Origin of the sequence: Chryseobacterium sp. CFS2 (genome assembly GCF_036543225.1) — a bacterium.
Classification (GTDB): domain Bacteria; phylum Bacteroidota; class Bacteroidia; order Flavobacteriales; family Weeksellaceae; genus Chryseobacterium; species Chryseobacterium culicis_A.
Map to the genome: position 1 here is coordinate 125,560 of NZ_JAZHQU010000001.1, position 21,794 is coordinate 147,353.

Annotated in this window: 17 protein-coding genes and 3 tRNA genes; 11 read left to right on the forward strand and 9 right to left on the reverse strand. The window is 34.5% G+C overall.

Going from position 1 to position 21,794, the window contains the following annotated elements:
* Positions 1–78: 78 nt before the first annotated feature.
* Both ODR02_RS00585 and ODR02_RS00590 read left to right on the forward strand, forming a co-directional pair.
* Positions 79–561, forward strand: coding sequence for a GNAT family N-acetyltransferase (locus ODR02_RS00585; protein ID WP_309511302.1), 483 nt, complete (start codon positions 79–81; stop codon positions 559–561).
* 185 nt (positions 562–746) lie between these two features.
* Positions 747–1,622: an alpha/beta hydrolase family protein gene (locus ODR02_RS00590; RefSeq protein ID WP_309511303.1), complete on the forward strand. Its 876-nt coding sequence runs from the start codon at positions 747–749 to the stop codon at positions 1,620–1,622.
* Positions 1,623–1,725: 103 nt separating this feature from the next.
* Here the strand turns inward: ODR02_RS00590 and ODR02_RS00595 are convergent.
* From ODR02_RS00595 to ODR02_RS00610, 4 genes are all read right to left on the reverse strand, one after another.
* Positions 1,726–1,798 (reverse strand) — tRNA-Lys (locus ODR02_RS00595).
* 367 nt (positions 1,799–2,165) lie between these two features.
* Positions 2,166–2,888: a hypothetical protein gene (locus tag ODR02_RS00600; protein ID WP_309511304.1), complete on the reverse strand. Its 723-nt coding sequence runs from the start codon at positions 2,886–2,888 to the stop codon at positions 2,166–2,168.
* 697 nt (positions 2,889–3,585) lie between these two features.
* A complete protein-coding gene (locus tag ODR02_RS00605) occupies positions 3,586–5,055 on the reverse strand; it encodes a transcriptional regulator (protein WP_209784889.1) in 1,470 nt (489 codons plus the stop codon).
* 70 nt (positions 5,056–5,125) lie between these two features.
* Positions 5,126–5,590 carry a hypothetical protein gene (locus tag ODR02_RS00610; protein ID WP_309511305.1) on the reverse strand — a complete coding sequence of 155 codons (465 nt, stop codon included), beginning with the start codon at positions 5,588–5,590 and terminating at the stop codon, positions 5,126–5,128.
* 1,330 nt (positions 5,591–6,920) lie between these two features.
* Here ODR02_RS00610 and ODR02_RS00615 point away from each other — a divergent pair.
* Complete coding sequence (locus tag ODR02_RS00615; protein WP_309511306.1) at positions 6,921–8,375, forward strand: tetratricopeptide repeat protein; 1,455 nt, start codon at positions 6,921–6,923, stop codon at positions 8,373–8,375.
* Positions 8,376–8,813: 438 nt separating this feature from the next.
* Here the strand turns inward: ODR02_RS00615 and ODR02_RS00620 are convergent.
* From ODR02_RS00620 to ODR02_RS00630, 3 genes are all read right to left on the reverse strand, one after another.
* Positions 8,814–8,886, reverse strand: a tRNA-Lys gene (locus tag ODR02_RS00620).
* Between the two features lie 291 nt (positions 8,887–9,177).
* Complete coding sequence (locus ODR02_RS00625) at positions 9,178–9,879, reverse strand: DAPG hydrolase family protein (protein ID WP_309511307.1); 702 nt, start codon at positions 9,877–9,879, stop codon at positions 9,178–9,180.
* Between the two features lie 157 nt (positions 9,880–10,036).
* The gene (locus tag ODR02_RS00630) at positions 10,037–10,852 is read right to left on the reverse strand and encodes a helix-turn-helix domain-containing protein (RefSeq protein WP_309511308.1); all 816 of its coding nucleotides are present in this window, start codon (positions 10,850–10,852) and stop codon (positions 10,037–10,039) included.
* A 257-nt stretch (positions 10,853–11,109) separates the two neighbouring features.
* On the opposite strand from ODR02_RS00630, the gene ODR02_RS00635 reads away from it, so the two are divergent.
* The 8 genes from ODR02_RS00635 (at position 11,110) to ODR02_RS00670 (ending at position 20,759) form a co-directional block, all read left to right on the forward strand.
* Positions 11,110–11,784, forward strand: coding sequence for a response regulator transcription factor (locus ODR02_RS00635; RefSeq protein WP_309511309.1), 675 nt, complete (start codon positions 11,110–11,112; stop codon positions 11,782–11,784).
* Positions 11,785–13,035 carry a sensor histidine kinase gene (gene porY / locus ODR02_RS00640; protein ID WP_309511310.1) on the forward strand — a complete coding sequence of 417 codons (1,251 nt, stop codon included), beginning with the start codon at positions 11,785–11,787 and terminating at the stop codon, positions 13,033–13,035.
* A gap of 77 nt (positions 13,036–13,112) precedes the next feature.
* Positions 13,113–13,541 (forward strand): hypothetical protein, encoded by a 429-nt coding sequence (locus ODR02_RS00645; protein ID WP_309511311.1) that lies wholly within the window; start codon positions 13,113–13,115, stop codon positions 13,539–13,541.
* Between the two features lie 153 nt (positions 13,542–13,694).
* On the forward strand, positions 13,695–14,960 hold the full coding sequence (locus ODR02_RS00650; protein ID WP_309511312.1) for a TolC family protein: 1,266 nt from the start codon (positions 13,695–13,697) through the stop codon (positions 14,958–14,960).
* 2 nt (positions 14,961–14,962) lie between these two features.
* Positions 14,963–15,889, forward strand: coding sequence for an efflux RND transporter periplasmic adaptor subunit (locus tag ODR02_RS00655; RefSeq protein ID WP_309511313.1), 927 nt, complete (start codon positions 14,963–14,965; stop codon positions 15,887–15,889).
* 4 nt (positions 15,890–15,893) lie between these two features.
* Positions 15,894–18,923 carry an efflux RND transporter permease subunit gene (locus ODR02_RS00660; RefSeq protein ID WP_309511314.1) on the forward strand — a complete coding sequence of 1,010 codons (3,030 nt, stop codon included), beginning with the start codon at positions 15,894–15,896 and terminating at the stop codon, positions 18,921–18,923.
* Entirely contained in the window at positions 18,920–19,699 is a 780-nt protein-coding gene (locus ODR02_RS00665; protein WP_209784900.1) for a phosphatase PAP2 family protein, read from the forward strand. The genes ODR02_RS00660 and ODR02_RS00665 overlap by 4 nt, the downstream gene beginning before the upstream one ends.
* A 31-nt stretch (positions 19,700–19,730) precedes the next feature.
* Positions 19,731–20,759 (forward strand): YncE family protein, encoded by a 1,029-nt coding sequence (locus tag ODR02_RS00670; protein WP_309511315.1) that lies wholly within the window; start codon positions 19,731–19,733, stop codon positions 20,757–20,759.
* A gap of 36 nt (positions 20,760–20,795) precedes the next feature.
* On the opposite strand, the gene ODR02_RS00675 is transcribed toward ODR02_RS00670, so the two are convergent.
* Both ODR02_RS00675 and ODR02_RS00680 read right to left on the reverse strand, forming a co-directional pair.
* A tRNA-Lys gene (locus ODR02_RS00675) sits at positions 20,796–20,868 on the reverse strand.
* A gap of 184 nt (positions 20,869–21,052) precedes the next feature.
* On the reverse strand, positions 21,053–21,691 hold the full coding sequence (locus ODR02_RS00680) for a DJ-1/PfpI family protein (protein ID WP_209784902.1): 639 nt from the start codon (positions 21,689–21,691) through the stop codon (positions 21,053–21,055).
* Positions 21,692–21,794: the final 103 nt, after the last annotated feature.

Below are 21,794 nucleotides of genomic sequence, written 5' to 3' on the forward strand. Positions count from 1 at the left end.
AGTGATAAATTTAAGAGGAAGCCAAAATAATCCACACCTTTGTATTGGATATAAATGAAAATGACAAATAAGATCACCATGAAAAATATTAACTTTCGAAAACTTCTTCCTGAGGAAAGCAAAATCTACAGAACCATCCGGTTGGAAAGTCTGGAAAAATTCCCCGATTCATTTGGAGCCAACTATCAGGAAGCCCTGAAAATTGAAAAATTTCCAATGGAAAGCCATATTGAAGAGCAGACCAAAGAAAGATTTGTATTTGGAGCTTTTACAGATGAAGCACTTATAGGGATCTGCAGCTTTGTGAAGGGTGAGGACAATACCGGAAATATTTATCAAATGTATGTTAAAAATGAATTTCAGGGAAAAAATATTGGACAGGGATTGCTTGAAGCAGTTATTGAGGAAGCCTCTCATACATATCATGGCATTGAAATTCTTTTAGAAGTTACTCCGGGAAATGACAAAGCTTATAAACTATATAAAAAAGCGGGATTTCTGGAAATAAAATCTCCCACAACTGAAAATATCAGCAACATCACCATGAAATATCAGGTCTGAATAAAAATTTCCAACCATTCAAAAAACTTCGTTTAGAAACCTAGTACGTACTGCATAGTTAAATATTATAAATGAATTCCTGCATTTGCTAAATTTAACCTGAAAAAGAGATGTAATTCTGCATTAAGACCAGATCCTTGTAAAAAATCTTAATGACAGCCCATGATTTTTAAGTTAAATACAACATGAAAACGGAAAGCTTTGAAACTATATGTGAAGACGGAATACCGCTTAAAGGAATTCTCCTTATTCCGGATCAGCCAAAAGCTGTAATCCAGTTTAACGGTGGTACAGGAACAAAGAAAGAATTTTACCTGTCATTTCTTACCTATCTTGCTGAAAATGATTTCCTATGCTGTCTTTGGGATTACAGGGGAAGCGGAGATTCTTTTTCCGGAAATTTAAAGACCTGTGAATTTAAATTTTCAGATTATGGAGTAAGAGATATGCCTGCTATCAAGGATTTTCTGAACGAAAGATTTCCCGAACTTCCGTTTATCATTGTTGGGCATAGTGCTGGCGGGCAGCAAATCGGATTTATGAAAAATCTGGATAATGTAAAAGGAATGATCAATTTCGCCGTATCAGCAGGCTATTATATGAATATGCCACTGCCTTACAGAATGAAAGCTTATTTTTACTTTTACCTTTTTGCCCCTATAAGTATTTTAATGACAGGATATGTAAAAGCTAAAACCTTTGGATTAATGGAAAATCTGCCTAAAAATGTAGTGTATGAATGGCGCAGCTGGTTGGAAAAGAAAAATTACTTCTTCGATGCTAAGTTTTATGGCAAAACAGTTCCAGTTGGGCATTTCAGGAATTATACATTCCCTGTTCATTTATATTGGACCATAGACGACACTATATCAAGTCAGAAAAATACAGAATCTTATTGGGAGCATATTGACAGTAAAGAAGAAATTACTTTCACAAAGTTAGTTCCTTCAGAATTAGGACTGAAGAGAATTGACCACTTTGGTTTTTTCAAAAAAAATATGAAAGACAGGCTTTGGGAAAATGTAGTAGGTCAATTAAATGCTTTTCTTTTAAATCATTAACCTCAAACATCTCCTTGAACTTGTATTTCCATGGAGAAAAAATAATAAATTATGAACAAAAAAATGGACAAACCATTATAAAAAATGATTTGTCCATATGAAGTGACCCGGCTGGGATTCGAACCCAGGACCCATACATTAAAAGTGTATTGCTCTACCAGCTGAGCTACCGAGTCGGCCACTTACTTTTTTCAGTAAATCCCTTTGTTTAAGGGACTGCAAAGATAGAAACATTTTCACTAAATCCAAATTTTTCTCCACATTTTTATTCAAAAAAAAGGTGCAAAACAAAAAAATGGCAGACGATAGTAATGAACAAAAATTCTAATCACAATTCCCCATTTATAAATACCTGTTTATTAAACAGATTCAATAATAATTGTAATTAATAACTGAAGGTTTCTAAAATGAAAAGAGATGCAATTCTTCAATTGCACCCCTACTGCTGTAGTTCACTACATCTATAAATAAAACCAATAAACTTTCATTTGATTTAAAAAATTTTATTCATCATATAAATAATTAATATACAACATTGGTAATTTATAATTTGTTAAGACTTAATGTATAGGTGGGCGAACCATAACCAAAACTAAGATCTATTGAACTCATAGAAGATCCTTGTAGAGTACCTCCTCCATCTTTAGTCCTATAAAAGATCACTCTGATCAGATTTCCTGCATTCAAAGATTTAATTACAGGAGCCATTGTGAAAGAATAAATTCTTGTGACCCCAACTCCCACTCTGGGAAACATTGGACGGCCTCCAGTTACAGATGTCCAGGATGATCCTCCATCAGTGCTGACTTCAAGATTAACAGCCATATAAGCATATCCGTCTCCATCATTGTTTATTGTAAGAGAAGGAGCTACAGATCCGGACAACATATAATTCCCTGTTTGGCCAATAGTAACCTGCCCAATAGTGGAAACTGTAGTTCCAATAGTATTCAGTACCGCATGAGAAGATTGTATCTGAACGATTTGAGTAGCTCCTGTATTATAATTTGCTGCATTATAAGACATCGTACTGGCAGTTGTATAAAAAGCTACCTGAGATTGAGGAGCAATATTAGCTGTACCTAAAACACCATTTTGATCAGCATACAGAGCAGAAATTGTAGGACTGGTTAATAAGGTTAGATCCCGGATTCTTGTGGTACCATTAACATCGAGGGTATTAGTAGGAGTTGCGGTATTAATACCCACCTGAGAACTAGCCATAGCAGAACACAGAACATAACCTACTAAAATAATTTTTTTCATAAATATTGATTTAAATTAATTAAGGTTACAAAAGTAAATCGTACCTGTATGGCCTACAACCAGGCGGATACAACATGAATACAGCATGCAACATATGCCATACATCACACATACATCATTTATAATCAACACCAAAAGCCACTGTAGAGTTTCTAAGACAAAAAAGCTTCCATAGTTTACTGAGTTTGTAATTAAATATCCGTCTCAATCCTACAAAATTGCCCCCAGAAAAGCAAGAACTAAGTTTTAATGCTTTAGCCAAAACACCAACTATAAAAACAAAACACACTGAATAGCAAACAATTAAAACAATCGTGAACAACAGAATAATTAAATTATAGATCAAGAAACAGATGAACAATACAATCGGAGGCCAAACCCTTTATTAGAATACTTAGCTTAGAGCTGGCAAAATGATCTTTGAAGAATCACTAGAAGATGTATATGAAGTATCTAAACTAAGGTTCACCCCTAATTAATAGTCATAATTTCACCGTTAAATTAAAAGGTAAAGCTCATTGTTTATACTATGAGCTCAAGTTACAAAATAGTGTGTTTCTAATCTGCTTTGAAGTATTATATAGTCTATTAAATTCATTTTGGATCCCTTAAAGCAATGTTTATCATTTGTATTTGGGTCTTTATGAACCACAATATAGATTAACATGCAGGATCGATTCCATTCATTATCATTACCTTAAAATTGGGATATTGATCTGATGAAATAATACAAATCTGTTTCAGTATCAATGTTTAGTTTTTTACGTATTCTATATTTTTTTGTCTGTACAGATCTATGTTCCATAGAAGTACATTGTGCAATTTCTTTTGAAGAAAATCCAAGCCATATCATGGCACAAAATGATAAATCAGATTTAGTAAGTTTGGCATTAACCATCTGAAGTTTCTGGCATACTTCCGGATATGCTTCTTGAAATTTTGCTAAAAAACCAATACTATTATCCCTGGCAAGTTGAATTATAGTTTCGTGGTTTTCACTAAGTTTTCTTTTTAAATCTATTGTTTCCTCTTCTTTTTGAATAATTATCTCATTACTTTGTATAAGCTTGGCCTTCTTTTTTTTGATTTGCAGATAGAAATAAGTACATAACAGGAAAATTACTATTACAGAGATGCTTCCATATAATAAAGCATTATTTTGAGTTTTTCTCTTTTCATCAAGTTCTTTCTTTTCCATGCTATCAATGGCCAGAATAACAGCTTTATTCTGGTTATTATCCAGACTATCTTTCAATGAAGTTGCCTTATTTAAATATTCATTTTCAAGATCCAGTTCATGGATCTTTTTGTAAAGGTCGGCTAATAATTGAAAGTTATTGAGAATCAATTTAGGTCTGTCAACTTCTTTTGCCAATCTTAATGACGCTTTACAAGTATCAATGGCCTCACTATTCTTATTTTGAGTTTCCAGGAATTCTCCATAATTATGTAAAACTACTGCTCTTTGGTACTTGTTATGCTTAAATTTTTTAAATTCTAAAAGAATAAAGGATTTTTTAAAATAATAGTTTGCAGAATCCATATTTTTATTATCCCAAATATAATATCTTGCTATATGCGCTACATCCAAAGGGTTTGCTTCTATCCTTACAGCTTTCTTCAGATAAATAAGAGAAGAATCAGCCTGATAAGGTTCAGCCAAATAAGAGGCCCGGGTAGAGTATACATATCTTAAAAAAAAACGACAGTCCTGATTATCTTTTTTGAGTTTCAAAGCATACTTCATCGCTTTCAAATTATAATCCAGAGCTAATTTACTAAGCTTCATCGCACTATAAACCTGGGCAAATTCCTGATTAATCTTACCTTCAAGAAAATCATCATTAATATTCTTAGATTTTTCTACCGCTTTATTTAAATAATCCAAACTTTTTTTGAAATCTCCTATGAGCCACAACCTATTGGCAATATTGGCATATCCCCAGGCTTCTCCTTTAGGATAATTATTTTCAATTGAGATTTTTACAAGATTTTCATTCCAAAGGATCAAATCCTTGTTTGATATTTTGGTACGAAGTTCTTCATTCTTCCTGATCAAAAGAGTATCAAGCTGCCTTAAAGTATACTTCTGAGAAAATAGCCTTGTAAAACAAAAGACAAAAAGAAGACAATATAACGCTTTATTAATGTTTGCTGAACAATACATGATGAGAAATATTATTAGGAAGTTGGCGTAAGGTTTTTCGGTTTGAAAACACACATAAATAATATTACGATTACGATTCAACCTTTTTAAAAAGGACTTTGTCTATATCCTTATTTACAATAATTATCAGCTTGGGTTTTCTTTCAAAACCTTTTTGCTCTCCTATTCTTACTTTGTAATAACAAACTGTTTGATCCTCCTCATTTCTTTCAAGTTTTAAAGGAATGAGTTCAACGGATCTATTCGTTGCAGGATGTAGTAAGACCATTACATTTTCTTTTGAAAAGTCACCGGGAGTTGGTTTTCCCTTTTCTCCCATAATAGAAGCCCTATCAAAAATTTGATTGAATTCGTTTTCTGTTGATATTACCTTTTCAGTAAACTCTTTACTGTCATAATTATTTTTAACAAAATAATTGTCTGCTATTTTGTAGAATATAAGGGAAGAATGTATAGTGAATGTATTAGTTTCTGTCTGTGCGCTGCAAGACCAAATAATATAACTGGAAATTAAAAGAATAAGTTTTTTTTTCATTAATGGCTTTTAGAGAGATTAAATTAAAAAAACGAATCCTTCAGACAATTTTTTTAACTGTTTATGAATACTATTTTCCACAATCATTTGAGTGTATACTTTTACGATTTAGCTTTATACAAATTTGCAAAAAAAATAACAACCCAAGCTCTAAAAACACATACATCAAATATACATCAAAAATACACCAAACATGCAAAACTATTAAATACCAGACACATACAATAGCACTTTTTGTTAGATGTATCTTTTTAAAGTTAGTCTGCTTTACTTTATAGTATAAATAACAAATAGACCTACATCAGGATAATAAATAGGAATATCATCAAAAGCAACATTGCTAACCTCATTAGAATATTCTGAACATTTGGAAAAAGCCTGAGCCTAACTTCCCCATCCACATCAAGAGTTTTAATAGGAGCTGCTATATTAACACTCAGTTGTAAACACATAAAGAAGCAAGAAAATCGATTGAGAACAATACTGTTTTTTTCATTTTTTCTATTTAAACAGTTGACAATGTTTTGACATTATTTTAATTAAAAGAGATTTTCCAGAATAAAGATTTGGGGATGGAAATGACAGTTGTTTATCAGGATAAAATACAATTAACACCCAATGAAAAACAAAACAACATACACCCAAAATACATTCTATTCAAAAATCACAACCCATCATAAATACACGGTGTTCAATCACAAACACAGACGAAACAATTGAGCTTTTTCAATATACACCAAACGTACATCAAACATACATCAAGCGTATTAGGCTATCTTAAAACCAAATTAACAAACACATTTACAAGTAATTAACAAAGAGAACAAGTTCACAATCAAAAAAATATATTACCTAATTTTTTTTCATTATGCCTATTTTTTTTTAAATCAAAACAATGAAATGATATGCCAATGATGTACTATAATTTTCTTGAAAAAAATCTTTATTGTGTATTTTTACACTAGATTTTAAAGGGATAAAAACATAATTTTTCAATATAACTTAATAGTATAATGTTGATTTATCCTCAAGTAGGAATTCGTACTCATAATTCATTTTACTTAAATAGATTTAATATTTAATTTCTAGAAATCAACATAAAGTTTTAATCATCCGAACATATGATGAGTTTGTTGGTTTACTATAACTATTAATTTCATAACTGGGAATATAAGAAAGGTGGAGTAACAAATTTTGAATACTTAAACCAAGAAGCCCAAATCCAGCTGATAAAGATTAAATAAATACTCTTTAAAAAGGCTATTATCCGAAATAACTTTTTTAAAGATAAGTGCAATTATTAAAAATTATTAAACAGAACCATTTTGATATGTTAAAAGCCAATATGTTCCCAACAAACTATAAATTATTTCCGACTAAAATAGCTTATGTTACATGTCTATCTTTTTTTAGCTGTATATACTCTCAAAATTATTTGCACTCAGATATAGACAGCATTTTAATCAATGAAAATGAAAAATTACGGTTACTAGGCAAGAATAAAGAACTCCTATTTTTAAACGAGAAATTTATCAACGTAAGCAAACAGCAAAATTATCTTAAAGGAGAGGTTTTAGGGTATATTAATATTGGGACTATTTATGGAACATTAGGGGCGTACAATACCAGTTTACAATATCTGCAACTCGCAGAAAAGAAAATTAAAAATAGTAACAGTTTTTATTTATACAGTAAATTATATCAGGAGTATGGACAGTTTAATTATGTTATTGGGCTTGACTCTAAAGCATTACAATATAATTCTATGGCTATATATTTTGGCAGAAAGATCACAGAACCTGCTGAGAAAAAAAATTTATCCAGCATCTATGCAAGCAGAGCTGAATTTCTTTATAACAAAACCCCTGATTCTTCTCTGATATACCTACATAAAGCGCTAAAAATAAAACCAAGCCCTGTTATCAAATGTCTTATTGCTAATTATTATTCAAAGCAAAAAACAGCACCTGATTCGTCTTCTTATTATTTTAATCAGGCTCTCCTCATGTTAGAAAAAATTGAATACTGGAATATACAAAGGGGAATGACCTATTATTATGGCGGCAATTATTACTCACAAAATAAAGAGTACGAAAAGGCCCTTGAATATTATAAAAAATCTGTTGAAATATTAGAAAAAACAAAACAAATTTATACCATACCACTTCTTTATAAAACAATAGCAGAAACCTATGAACATTTAAAGGATAAAAATAAGGAGCGTATATACCTTCAAAAATATACTAATCTAAAAGACAGTTTAAGCCATGAATGGAATCAAAGTATAAATTTATCGGCAGAGAAGGCTATGAACAAACAAACGTTACAGGCAAAAACAAAAAAAACAGTCCATATATATAATTTAATTATTGTATGTCTTGCTGTTTCAGTCTTTTTTTTCAGTCTGTTCAAATATAGAAAAAACTTTCTTTTCACCTCCAAACATAAAGCTGTTGAAAATATAAAAGACAAACCGGAATCTATTACAACCAATGGAGTAAATAATGATCTTATTAAACTCGCTCAGGAAAATAATACGCTCTTTATCTCTAAATTTAAGGAAGTACATCCTGAGCTGGTAAAAAAAATTCGATTGCTGAATCCCAATATATCAAAATCAGAACTTTCATTGTGTGCTATGATATGGTTAGGCCTGTCTTCAAAAGAAATAGCCTGTAATACTTTTATGCAACATCGATCCGTACAGACGAAAAAAAACCGTCTCAGAAAGAAATTAAATATCCCCTCAAATATCGATTTATATCTGTTTTTCAGAAAACTTTAATGAGTTATGGAAATCAACAACAAAGTTTAGCTAAAAGAATTGATTACCATTGAAAGCTAAAGTATTTCAGTTATCCATTCTTTTCAGAAAAGCCCTAATAACTCTCATAAATTTTATTATTATCTATGGAATGATGTATCCGTGATGTATCTATGACGTATCCATTATTTAGACAACTGTATCATTAAATAATAGTTTAGCAGAAGTAATTTCATAATTCCACTTCCACTTCAAAGAGATCAGCTTCTTACAACATATTTACTTTTCTTCAGCCAGAGCATCTCATGACCCTATTAATTAGTATTGCTTTTCTCTCTGGTTGAAGATTTTAAATAATTATATATCACCAGATCTGTTTAATAATATTCCCTCTAATTACAACATCTGTTTCAAATAAAAAAAGGACAAACCATTAAGAAATGATTTGTCCATATGAAGTGACCCGGCTGGGATTCGAACCCAGGACCCATACATTAAAAGTGTATTGCTCTACCAGCTGAGCTACCGAGTCGGCCACTTACTTTTTCCAGTAAATCCCTTTATTTAAGGGACTGCAAAGATAGAAACATTTTTACTAAATCCAAATTTTCCACTACATTTTTACTTAAAAAAATAGGTGCAAAACCAAAAAAATGGCAGGCCATATCCATTAATCCAAGCAGAAATTATTATTTCCAGTTTATAAACATCTGTTTATTAAATAATTTGCGATCAACAACACACCGACAGACCTTTTAAACGTATCTTAAATTTATTTTCTTAAAATTTAAAAAAATATTGAATCAGTCCATCATTATAGAATTTACCAAAGAAAAGGAGCTTTATCACCTCTTGTATTTTCAGCATAATAAAGAGAAGGAAGAACTTGTGCCAGATACGTAAATTCACAGTAGCAATGTTCCATCAATCCAAACCCTATCTCATCCGATAATGGATCATTACTTCCGGCACTTGACGCACCCAGAAAAAAGTGACTTCTCAGCGTACATCCCTGTGGCGTATCTCTTACAACATGAAACATATATCCATCCATAGGATCTCCATTGCGATCAGTAGGAGTATTTTCTCCAAAACCGATTCTGGCATATACAACTGCACTTACGTCTTTATTTGTATATGCCTGCTCCAAAATTTCAGGATTAAAAATTTCTGCAGGATGATGAAACTTAATCACTGCCGGCACAGGAGGTATTTCTCCCAATGATTCTGTGGCATGTATGGTAGCTCCGATATAGTTTTCATTCTTGATCCATTTGCTGTCCCAGCCGCTATGTAGCACATGATCATGTGGATGCCATAACTTCAGGTCTGCAGTTGTTTCAAAATAGGTAAACCACCAATCCAGCATCTTCCCTTTACAGTTGGGCATCACATTTCTCATCGCTACGTGCAGCATTCCGTTTTCCAATCTTTTGATACCTGCTTCCAGGGACATAGGTTTTGGAGATAAAAGGCTGTCGATATTCTTAAACATAAGTTGTTCCACTTCTTTCGTAAGTTCCATAATTCAATTATTTTTTAGATTTATAAAATAACTCTTCAGCTGTTGGGCTTTGAATCCTGAAACAAAATTAAATCGGACACCCCTAAGTTTACTTGTATTATTTTCCAATCCAATGGCACAATCTGGAAATATGAGAAAAACATAAGCCTTTTCAATGTCACACACCCGTAATTTGATTTTTAAAATCCTCTGGTGTATGGCCTGTATGTTTTTTATAAAACCGGGAGAAATAGGCAGGATCATCAAAATTCAAATGATAGGCAATTTCTTTGATGGTCAATTCACAGGAAACAAGCATTCTTTTAGCCTCTACAATTACTCTTTCATGGAGCAGCTGTGTAAGTGTACGATCCATTTTTTCTTTCAGAATCTGATTAATCCGTTTTTCACTGATTCCCATTTTGTTAGAATAAAAGTCAGCTTTACGTTCTGTTTTATAATGTTTATCCATCAACATAATGAATTGATAAACCCGTTTCTGATTGAGATCCTGATGCAAAAAATAATGTTGGTTGATGCGGATGAGATTCAGTAAGAGAACTTTCAAGAGTGCTTTTAAAGCCAAATAGGTTCCCATCGGATTATTATATTCTTTCTCTATCAATAATGTGAGGTGCTGTAAAGTTTCTGCAGTATTACGGTCTATTGTAAAACCACTAAGCTGGCCATGCATATTGAAAAGATTGAAAACATCCAGGGCATATTCCTGGTTATCTTCCTCCAAATATTCTCTATCAAAAGCTATTATACAAGCTTTCTTATCTTCCACCGCCGGTTTTGTACTACGATACGGAGGAATAAAGTATATATAACCCCCTTCTTCATTGCTATGATCCTCTCCTCTTTTGTAATCTTTCATCCAGATAATCTCAAAAAAATGGGCTCGCTGTGAACGGTGCAGATAATTAGCCGGAGCATGAGAAAGTTCAAAAAAAATAAATTTTGACGGATCAATCTGATGAATGAATTTCATATACTCTGTAATTTGACTGTAAAGATACAGCTATACCCCACTGAAAGCTATGACAGAGGAATATTGTTTTGCCAGCAGAATTCAATTTACTCAGTATTTATGATTGTAAAAACTCTATAAAGGGATAAAAAGAACCCATGGACTATTCTATCCTTATTTCCTTAAGATTACAAAATTCTAGACCTTTTTGATCTATCTTATATTAAAAATTCAGAATTCATTCAGATTTTAATTCTAATTTTGAATAAAACAATTGTATGAAAATACTGGTCATTGAAGACGAAGCTGCACTAAGTAAAAGTATCATTACCTATTTAGGGCAGGAGAACTACCTTTGTGAAGTTGCTCCTAATATCAATACTGCTGTTGAAAAAATTGATTCTTATGACTATGACTGTATTCTTCTTGACATTTCATTACCTGACGGTAATGGACTGAGCGTTCTAAAGATATTAAAAGAGGATCATAAAACAGATGGTGTCATCATTATCTCTGCCAAAGATTCCATTGATGATAAAATAGCGGGATTACAATTGGGAGCTGATGATTATATCCCAAAACCTTTTCATTTATCTGAACTAAGTGCACGAATAGCTGCTGTAATACGCCGCCGGAGATTTAATGGTGATAATATCCTAGTATTTCATGAAATCACTATTGACACGCTTGCGAAAACGGTAACTGCCAATAACCAAAAGGTTGATCTTACGAAAACGGAATACGACTTACTGCTCTATTTTACCATTAATAAAAATAGAGTTCTTTCCAAGACAGCCATTGCAGAACACCTTTCTGGCGAAAATGCAGATGTATATGATAATTATGACTTCATTTATGCTCATATAAAAAATATGAAAAAGAAACTCACAGCTGTTGGCTGCAATGATTATTTAAAATCTATTTACGGAATGGGGTATAAATTTGAATACTAAATGAAATTAATTAACTACATATCCCGTCGCTATGTAATCTATGCTATTTTTATCCTATTAATAGCCATTCCCGTATTTTATTTCTCCCTGCAATACCTGATGCTGAAAAGTCTTGATGAAAACATAAATCACCAAAAGAACTGGATAGAAAAAAAATTAAAAACAACAAACCCTGATAATTTTACTTCCTTTGAAAACAGTATTCTTGTCCGCCCATCCAATACTTCTAAAACTTTTGACTCACTATATAGCCGACCTGTTTTCATCCCTGATGATAATGAAATAGTTATGCATCGGATTTTGATTTCCAATATACTTGTTAATGGGAAACCCTATGAAATAAGGATTCAGAAATCTATGATAGAAGACGAAGATTTACTCAATAGCATTCTATTGCTTCAGCTAGGATTGGTTGTTTTGTTATTGACAGGCCTGATGGTCATTAATCTTCAGCTTTCAAAAAAATTGTGGAAACCTTTCAATGATATTGTGAGTAAACTGAAGGTATACCGGGTAGATAGTGATGATGACTATCAGTTTATGCCCACCAATATTGAAGAATTTAAAAACTTAGGAAACTCGATTAAGGAATTGACAAAACGCAATCAAAAACTTTATAAAACACAGAAAGAATTTACCGAAAATGCGTCCCATGAACTGCAAACCCCTATAGCGGTCATGCAGGGCAAAGTGGAATTACTGATGCAAACCTCTCCCATTTCTCAGGAACAGGCTGAACTGATTGAAGAAATTTCCTTAGCAGGAAACAAGATGCAGCGCCTTAACCGAACTTTACTACTGCTAACTAAAATTGAAAATAATCAGTTTCCAAACACAGAAAAACTGTTTATAAATAATAAGGTTCAGAAATTACTTAACCAATATGAAGAGCCCGCACAACAAAAGAATCTTCAATGGGAAATCTTGTTAAACAATGAGATTGAGATTACAGCCAATCCTATTCTTATTGATATTTTAATTGGAAATATACTATCTAATGCTATAAGACACTCAGAAAATGGATATCTGATTTCTGTAAAAACAGTACAGCAATCCCTTGTTATTGCGAATCACGGTAAGAAAAAGCTGAATGAAAAAGATTTGTTTCAGAGGTTTAAAAAACAATCGGAAAACACCAATAGTATTGGACTTGGGCTTGAAATGAGCCAGAAAATATGTGATCTGTATCATTTCAAAATTCAATATCATTTTGATAAAAGCCAGCATATTTTCACCATTATTTTTAATTAATTTCTACTTATTCTAAAAAATTCAGTCTCTCTTCAGAATGTCTGTTCACTTTTACATCATTAATTAAAAAATGTAATATGAGAATAACAATTTTAGCGCTTTTACTTACAACAGGATTCAGCACAATAGTATTCGCGCAGCAGAAGAAAGAAAGTAGTAAAATTCCTTTAGCTGTAGAGAAAGCTTTTCAGAAAAACCATCCCAATATTAAAGCTAAATGGGAAAAAGAAGGAGACAAATACGAAGCTGGTTATAAGCAAAACAGAAATAAAATAAGTGAACTTTACTCATCCGCAGGAGCATTAGAGGAAACTGAAATAGCTATTGCATTAAGCCAACTACCTGCACCAGTTTCCCAATACATCAGCAAGCATCAGCTGGGAGCTATAAAGGAAGCTGCCAAGATCACAAAAGCAGATGGCTCTATTCTTTATGAAGCCGAAGTAAAATCCGGTGATGCCCTATTTGATCCTAAAGGCAATTTTATCAGACTACAAAAAGATTAACTTCTTAGAGAAATGAAATATTGATAAGAGACCGGCTGAAGACAGTCGGTTTTTTTAATGCTTATTTATTCATAAAAAAACAATTCAGTTGAAAAATTCAGAATCTCAACAGAATTGAGTTTCATCTTTGATCTAAGAATTCGAAATAGTCTTATGAACATTCCTTATATATATCCGGTTCGATGTTTTTTAGTTCTGATAACCTTATTGTTTTCTCTTTCATTAGAGGCACAGACGGGGCATGCTCTTTCCTACTTCATTACTCAGGCACAAGCCAACAGTCCTTTGCTCAATGATTACAATAATCAGGTGATGTCTAATAAAATTGACAGTCTAAAATTAAGAGCAACCTATGGCTTTATCGTTGCAGGAGAAGCTAATGCGGGATATTCACCCAACATAAGAGGTTGGGGATATGACAATGCCTTAACGAACGGGCAATCTTTATTTGCAGGAGTAAGAGTTGCTAAAGAATTTATAAGCCGAAATAATCTTGATACAAGACTAAAAGCTTATGACGCTAACATTGCACAAATTCTGGCACAGAAAAACATCAGCATTCAAACGCTGAATAAACAGATAACAGATCAATACATCGCCACCTATACCAGTCAGCAACGCTATGAATTAAGCAAGGAAATTATCAATCTACTCAACCACGAAGATTTGCTCCTTAAAAAACTCACTCAATCTTCTGTTTTTAAACAAACTGACTATCTGACCTTTAAAGTCACCCTACAACAAAACGAACTTACTTTACAACAGCAGCAGGCCGAGTGGCAAAGTAACTATGCTTTGCTTAATTATTTATGTGGTATTATAGATACTCAATTCCCTTTTTTACCTGCTCCCAATATTGATAAAACACTGAATCCCATTGATTTTAAAGAAAGTATGTATTCCCAGGCTTTCAAAGCTGACAGTCTGAAAATTGCCAATGACAGTGAGATTATAAAATACAACTACAAGCCAAAAATCACTGCATTTTCCGATGGTGGATATCAAACCTCTTTTGCTCAAACACCTTATAAAAATTTCGGACTGGGGATTGGTTTGGGAGTTTCTATTCCAATATACGACGGTCATCAGAAGAAAATGCTTCTGCAACAGAATCAACTGGCTTTGCAGACCCGTCAAAAATATATAGAACAAACAGAAAGACAGTACCAGCAACAGATTTTTCAGATCCAAAATCAAATGGAGCAATACTATAAAATGATAGGAACCGCCAACGAGCAGATCAACTATGCCAGAACACTGGTAGAGGCCAATGCTAAGCAGCTGCCAACGGGAGATGTAAGAATGGTAGACTTTATTTTATCAATCAATAATTTACTGAGTCTTAGAAGCAATATTATCCAGTACCATACTACTTTATTCAATTTACAGAACCAAATGCAATATTTAATTATTCAATAGCCATGAAGAAGTTATTTTATCTACTATTAGTGAGCGTTTTCACATTCAGCTGTAAGAAAAACGTTACTGTGGCTGCAGAAGAGGCAAAACCGGAGATGAAACCTAAAACAGAAGTCAATGTTGCTTATCCTTCAGATACCATCAGGCTTAGCAATACTATTACGCTGAATGCCACTGCAACCTATCTGTTGAAATCAGATGCAAAAGCCAACAGCACAGGCTATATTACTCATATGACAATTAGACTTGGCGACCGGATCAGCAGAGGCTCTGTGCTATTCGGACTGCAAACCAAAGAAGCTCGTGCACTCGGAAACACCATCAACAAGCTGGACAAATCTTTTAGATTTAGCGGCACCACAACGGTTGTTAGCCCGGCAACAGGATACGTTGTCATGTTAAATCATCAAATTGGAGATTATGTACAGGATGGTGAAATTCTTGCCACTATTACGGATGCATCCAGCTTTGGATTTGTTGTGGATGTTCCTTATGAGTATCTGCAACTGATAAAAACCCAAAACTCTTTATCTGTAAAATTACCGGATGGAAATAGCCTGCCAGCAAAAGTAGCCAAAGTAATGCCTTCTGTAGACGCCGTATCACAAACGGTAAAGGTTCTTTTGCAGATTGCCAACAGCAGTACTATTCCTGAGAATTTAATCGGAACGGTTACTTTATCAAAATCAACGGCTTATGGCTTATCAGTGCCTAAAATGGCCGTGCTGAGCGATGAAACCCAGTCTTCTTTTTGGGTGATGAAAATGATCAACGATACGACAGCCATCAAAACACCTGTTGTAAAAGGAACAGAAACAGATCAGTATATTCAGATAAAATCAGGAAACATTACCACAAAAGATAAGGTTATTACTTCCGGAAACTTCGGGTTAAGTGATACTGCTACTGTAAAAATTAAAAAGCATTAATCAGATGAAAAAGTCATTCTTTGTAACCTACAGAAGTCCTCTTCTGATCCTGATTTTTCTAATTCTTACAGGGGGCGCCTATTCGTATACTAAAATACAATCTGCCTTATTTCCACAGGTTACTTTCCCCAAGATAAAAATAATTGCAGATGTGGGACAACAGCCTATTAGCCAAATGACCGTAGGAGTAACCAAGGTATTGGAAAATGCTGTAAAGAAAGTTCCTGACCTACAGATTCTCAAAAGTACAACCAGCCGGGGAAGCTGTGAAATTTCGGCATTTATGTCCTGGAATGTTAATGTAGATCTGGCAAAACAACAGGTAGAAAGCAGTATCAATGAGGTTAGAAATCAACTGCCTCCAGAAACAAACATTACTGTAGAAAAAATGAACCCTTCTATTCTTCCAGTAATAGGATATTCTTTAAATTCTGACACCAAAGATCCGATAGCCCTTAAACAGCTTGCCCTGTATACCATCAAACCATTTCTTTCTCAGGTTCCCGGAGTAAGTGAAATCAGGGTAATTGGCGGACAGGATAAGGAATTTCGGGTGCTGATGAACCAGCAGATGATGGCCCGTTTGGGTATCACCTCAGCCCATGTTGAACAGGCCATCAATAATACGAATTTCATTAAATCAAATGGTTATTCCTCGGATTTCAGATACCTTTATCTCACCCTCACCGATGCACAAATCCGAAATGAAAGCCAACTGAAAAGTCTTGTGGTCAGCAATAATGGAAACCGTATCGTTTTATTAGGTGATATTGCTGAAATTACCATTCATAATGCCAAACAATATATTAAGGTGAATGCTAACGGAAAAGAAAGCATCCTTATTGCCGTTATCCAGCAGCCCAATGCCAATGTAGTGGATCTTACCAAAGCGATGAACTCCAAAATAAGTGACCTGCAGAAAACATTGACCAAAGATGTGGTACTGAAACCTTATTATGTACAAGCTGATTTTGTAAATGACTCTATCAAAAGTGTAACAGATGCCCTATGGATAGGACTTCTATTAGCTATTATTGTCGCTATTATTTTTCTCCGTTCCTGGAAGGCAAGTGCAGTAATATTGATTACCATTCCCATTACCCTGGGCCTTACCATGCTGGCTTTATACACTATAGGGCAGACCTTCAATATCATGACCTTAGGAGCAATTGCTGCAGCCATCGGGCTTATTATAGATGATGCTATTGTGGTAGTGGAACAAATACACCGTACCCATGAAGAACATCCTGAAGAATCTTCCAAAACATTGGTACAGAAAGCAATCAGCTATCTATTAAAAGCAATGGTAGGCTCATCATTAAGTACCATTGTCATATTTCTACCTTTTATCCTGATGAGCGGAGTGGCAGGAGCATATTTCAAGGTAATGACAGCCACGATGATTATTACTTTAGTGTGTTCTTTCTTTGCCACCTGGATATTGCTGCCCGTGGTATACTTATTCCTTTCTTCAGGAAAAATAAAAGAAAAAAGTCTTCAGCATCACGATGTAAAAGAGAGAAAATGGGTAGGATTCTTTATCCGTAAACCTATCTTCAGCTATATATTTATCCTGTTGCTTATCCTGGTTACTGCTTTTATTTTACCCAATATCAGCACAGGTTTTTTACCGGAAATGGATGAAGGTAGTATCGTATTGGACTACAAATCTCCTCCAGGGACTTCACTGGAAGAGACAGACAGGGAACTCAAAATAGTGGAAAAAATAATAGTTTCCAATCCTGAAGTTACAGCCTATAGCAGAAGAACAGGCACACAGATGGGATTCTTTATTACGGAACCCAATACGGGAGATTATCTGATTCAGCTAAAAAAGGACCGCAATAAAACCACCGCCGAAGTCACAGATGAGATCCGTGCGAAGATAGAAGCTTCTGGTTTGCCTTTAACGGTAGATTTCGGACAGGTAATTTCGGATATGTTGGGGGATTTAATGAGTAGTGTACAACCTATCGAGATCAAAATTTTTGGGACTGATCAAAAGGTTATTGAAAATTATTCTAAAAAAGTAGCTGATATCGTGGGAAAGGTGAATGGTACTGCTGATGTATTCGATGGGATTGTAATTGCAGGTCCTTCAATAATTGTTACTCCTAAATTATCTGTTCTGGCTCAGTATCAAATTCCTTTACCTGATTTTCAAAGCCAGCTGCAGGCTAATCTCGATGGAAATGTGACAGGAAATATTTTCGATCAGGTTCAGTTCACCCCTATCAGGCTATTATATAACAGTAAGACCAACCAGTCTCTAAGTGATATCAACAACAGTATGATTTCTTTACCCAATGGAACTTTAAAGCCGTTAAGTGAATTAGCCAACGTTGGAATTACCAGTGGCTCAGCAGAAGTAAACAGGGAGGATCTTCAAACTTTAGGAATCGTAACAGCCAGGCTGGACAATGGTGATCTTGGGGGAACAATCAATGAAATTCAAAAACAAATTGAACAGAAGATCAAGCTTCCGGCTGGATATTCAGTGGTATATGGAGGGGCTTATGCTGAGCAACAGCGATCATTCAGTGAACTTTTGATTATCTTGGGAATTTCCTGCCTATTGGTATTTTCTGTCATGCTTTTCTTATTCCGAAACATTACGGTGGCTTTTCTTATTCTATGTATTTCCGTATTGGGTATTTCCGGAGGAATACTGCTTTTATATATTACCAATACTCCATTGAATGTAGGAAGCTACACCGGCTTGATTATGATGGTAGGAATCATTGGAGAAAATGCAATTTTCACCTATTTACAGTTTCACGAAAGTCTTGCATCCAAAACTAAAGAGCAAGCTATTATATATGCCATCAGCACAAGACTCCGTCCCAAACTGATGACTGCTTTGGGAGCTATTATAGCCTTAATGCCTCTTGCTTTGGGAATTGGTACTGGTGCTCAGATGCACCAACCTTTAGCCATTGCTGTGATTGGTGGCTTTTTGGTTGCCCTTCCACTCCTGCTTATTGTTTTCCCTACTTTATTAAATAAAATTCAACTAAAACAAACTGAAGAATGAAATTCTTAATTTTTCTCCTATTGTCAGGTACAATACTCGCCCAAAATGACAGCCTCAATAAAGCCAAAGACAGTGCCGTCACTATGAATAATACTATCATCCGAGACAGTATTTCTGCCCCAGCTCCTTTTAAACTAAAAGCGAAGCAGTTTATTATTCCTGGAGTATTGATTACCTATGGTGCTTTGGCTACAGCAACAGAACAGTTCAAAAAAATAAACTTTGATACCCGAAATGAGATAAGAGAAGACCATCCTACTTTCCGCACCACCATAGATAATTACACACAATTTCTACCTGGCGCTACTGTTTTTGCACTGCAGGCATTTGGGATAAAAGGTGAAAGTTCTGTAAAAAAAGAATTGATTGTATATGCCATGTCCATTGGGATCTCTACTGCCATTGTTATTCCTACAAAAAAATTAACCCATCAGGAAAGACCAGACGGAAGTAACAACCAGTCTTTTCCTTCCGGGCATACTGCTCTGGCCTTTGCTTCTGCCGAATTTCTTCGCAGAGAGTACTGGAATGTTTCCCCCTGGATAGGTGTAGCAGGTTATGCCGTTGCCGCTGGAACAGGGATTCTCAGAATGTATAACAATAAGCACTGGCTCGGTGATGTTGCAGCAGGAGCTGGAATAGGGATTCTCTCTACTACTCTATCTTATTGGCTTTATGATAAGATCTGGACTGGTGAGAATCACAAACATCAGGTCTTTCTGTTTCCAGGATACAACAATAAACAGTTTACAATTGGTCTCGTAAAACAATTTTAACCGATTCTTTTCAAATCAAAATAATAAAATTATGAAAGCAAAAAGCATCTCAGTAATAGCGTTCTCTCTTATATTTTCTATTGCCGCTTATGGGCAGAAGAGCTCATCAATGCAAGTTACCAACACATTTCAGATAGGAGGAGATGACAGCGGATGGGACTATTTATCCCTTAATCCTCAAAGCACCCAACTGTATATCAGCCATGGAAGCCGTGTCAATATTGTTGATCCAGCAACAGGCTCTCCCATTGCTGAAATTACAGATACCAATGGTGTTCATGGCATTGCTTTTCTTCCTGATACAGGCAAAGGTTATATTTCTTGCGGCAAACTAAACAAAGTAAAAGTCTTTGATACAACCACCCATAAAATCATCGGTGAAATCTCAACCGGCCAAAACCCCGATGCTCTATTCTACGAACCATTTACAAAAAAAATAATTGTTGGGAACGGAAAAAGTAATGATTTAAGCGTTATTGATCCCTCCACTGATACTGTAATACAAACCATAAACGTTGGCGGAAAACCTGAAGCAGCCGTGAGTGATGACAAAGGCAGAATATTTGTCAATATTGAAGATAAAAATGAAATAGTAGTGATAGATGCCAAAACGTTCACTATACTCTATCATTGGGGATTAGATAAAGAAGAAGAACCTTCCGGACTGGCCATAGACCTTAAAACCAGCAGACTTTTCAGTACTTGCGATAAAATGCTGGTGATTTTAGATTCCAATACAGGGAAAATTGTTAAAAAACTGCCTATTGGTGAAGGTTGTGACGGTGTGGTATTCGACACAAAAACCAATATGATTTATACGTCCAATGGTGAAGGAAATATCTCGGTCATTCGTGAAGAGAATGCTTATCAATATACCTCTTTTCCCAATATTGAAACGAAAAAGGGAGCCCGTACCATTGCGTTAAATAGAATGACTCATCGTCTATATCTTCCTACAGCCGATTTCAGTACAACAGAAAAAGACAGCAGAGGCAGAGCGAAGATATTACAGGGAACATTTAAGATACTGGAAGTAAGTATGAACAAACTCAAAAAATAAAAAAGGACAAGCCATTTTTATGGTTTGTCCTTCAAGTGACCCGGCTGGGATTCGAACCCAGGACCCATACATTAAAAGTGTATTGCTCTACCAGCTGAGCTACCGAGTCGGCCACTTACTTTTTCAGTAAATCCCTTTGTTTAAGGGACTGCAAAGATAGGAAAGCCCTCTTTAAATCCAAACTTTTTCAGACTTTTTTATTATAAAATTTACATCAAAAAAGTCAAACGCTTGTTTATAAATCAATTACAATATATATTTTTTTGGATAAAAAGTGCCGGGGTCATAAGATTTTAAACAGAAATTTGAGTCTTGGCATTCTGATATTCAAAAATTTTGATAACTGTATCTGCTGTTTCCTGACCCAGATGTTTTCCAATCAGATAGAGTGCGGCATCAATCCCAGCCGTAATTCCTGCTGTAGTTATTAGCTGTCCCTGATCAATATAGCGGACATTCCTGATGACATTAGCTTCAGGATTACATTGTTCTAAAGCGTCTAACAGCATACTATGAGTGGTAATATGATGACCATCAAGGATACCTGTTCCGGATAGCAGCATACTCCCTGTACACACTGTAAATACTACTGTTCCGGCATCGTGATGAGTTTTAATCCATTCCAGTACCGTTTCCTGAAAATCTCTATCCTGAATATATTTCATAATGTACTCGGGGTTTGCTCCGGGGACGACAATCATATCTGGCTTGGGACATGTATTTATATCATACGTAGGGACAACAGCCATTGTGTTCGCCTCCATAGGTATAGCTTCTTTTGTTTTTCCGACTGTAAAGCAATGATAACTATCCGGACATATAACATTCGCTTTAACAAAAACATCTAAAGGGCCATTTAAATCAAGTGCTTCTACTTGGTCATAAATTAAAAATGCCACATTCATTGTTTCCTTGTTTTTTACGTGCTTCATAATTCTATTATTTTAAGATTATTATTTTTAAATAAAGGCATGAGTCTTCCATCTGATCATTGACAATCATCAGTTCTACTATAAATCAGTAAGAGGAAAATAT

Bases quoted from the DNA above. Each gene is read 5' to 3' on its own strand.
- ODR02_RS00585 (WP_309511302.1), top strand. From the start codon at position 79: ATGAAAAATATTAACTTTCGAAAACTTCTTCCTGAGGAAAGCAAAATC.
- ODR02_RS00590 (WP_309511303.1), top strand. From the start codon at position 747: ATGAAAACGGAAAGCTTTGAAACTATATGTGAAGACGGAATACCGCTT.
- ODR02_RS00600 (WP_309511304.1), bottom strand. From the start codon at position 2,888: ATGAAAAAAATTATTTTAGTAGGTTATGTTCTGTGTTCTGCTATGGCT.
- ODR02_RS00605 (WP_209784889.1), bottom strand. From the start codon at position 5,055: ATGTATTGTTCAGCAAACATTAATAAAGCGTTATATTGTCTTCTTTTT.
- ODR02_RS00610 (WP_309511305.1), bottom strand. From the start codon at position 5,590: ATGAAAAAAAAACTTATTCTTTTAATTTCCAGTTATATTATTTGGTCT.
- ODR02_RS00615 (WP_309511306.1), top strand. From the start codon at position 6,921: ATGTTAAAAGCCAATATGTTCCCAACAAACTATAAATTATTTCCGACT.
- ODR02_RS00625 (WP_309511307.1), bottom strand. From the start codon at position 9,879: ATGGAACTTACGAAAGAAGTGGAACAACTTATGTTTAAGAATATCGAC.
- ODR02_RS00630 (WP_309511308.1), bottom strand. From the start codon at position 10,852: ATGAAATTCATTCATCAGATTGATCCGTCAAAATTTATTTTTTTTGAA.
- ODR02_RS00635 (WP_309511309.1), top strand. From the start codon at position 11,110: ATGAAAATACTGGTCATTGAAGACGAAGCTGCACTAAGTAAAAGTATC.
- porY (WP_309511310.1), top strand. From the start codon at position 11,785: ATGAAATTAATTAACTACATATCCCGTCGCTATGTAATCTATGCTATT.
- ODR02_RS00645 (WP_309511311.1), top strand. From the start codon at position 13,113: ATGAGAATAACAATTTTAGCGCTTTTACTTACAACAGGATTCAGCACA.
- ODR02_RS00650 (WP_309511312.1), top strand. From the start codon at position 13,695: ATGAACATTCCTTATATATATCCGGTTCGATGTTTTTTAGTTCTGATA.
- ODR02_RS00655 (WP_309511313.1), top strand. From the start codon at position 14,963: ATGAAGAAGTTATTTTATCTACTATTAGTGAGCGTTTTCACATTCAGC.
- ODR02_RS00660 (WP_309511314.1), top strand. From the start codon at position 15,894: ATGAAAAAGTCATTCTTTGTAACCTACAGAAGTCCTCTTCTGATCCTG.
- ODR02_RS00665 (WP_209784900.1), top strand. From the start codon at position 18,920: ATGAAATTCTTAATTTTTCTCCTATTGTCAGGTACAATACTCGCCCAA.
- ODR02_RS00670 (WP_309511315.1), top strand. From the start codon at position 19,731: ATGAAAGCAAAAAGCATCTCAGTAATAGCGTTCTCTCTTATATTTTCT.
- ODR02_RS00680 (WP_209784902.1), bottom strand. From the start codon at position 21,691: ATGAAGCACGTAAAAAACAAGGAAACAATGAATGTGGCATTTTTAATT.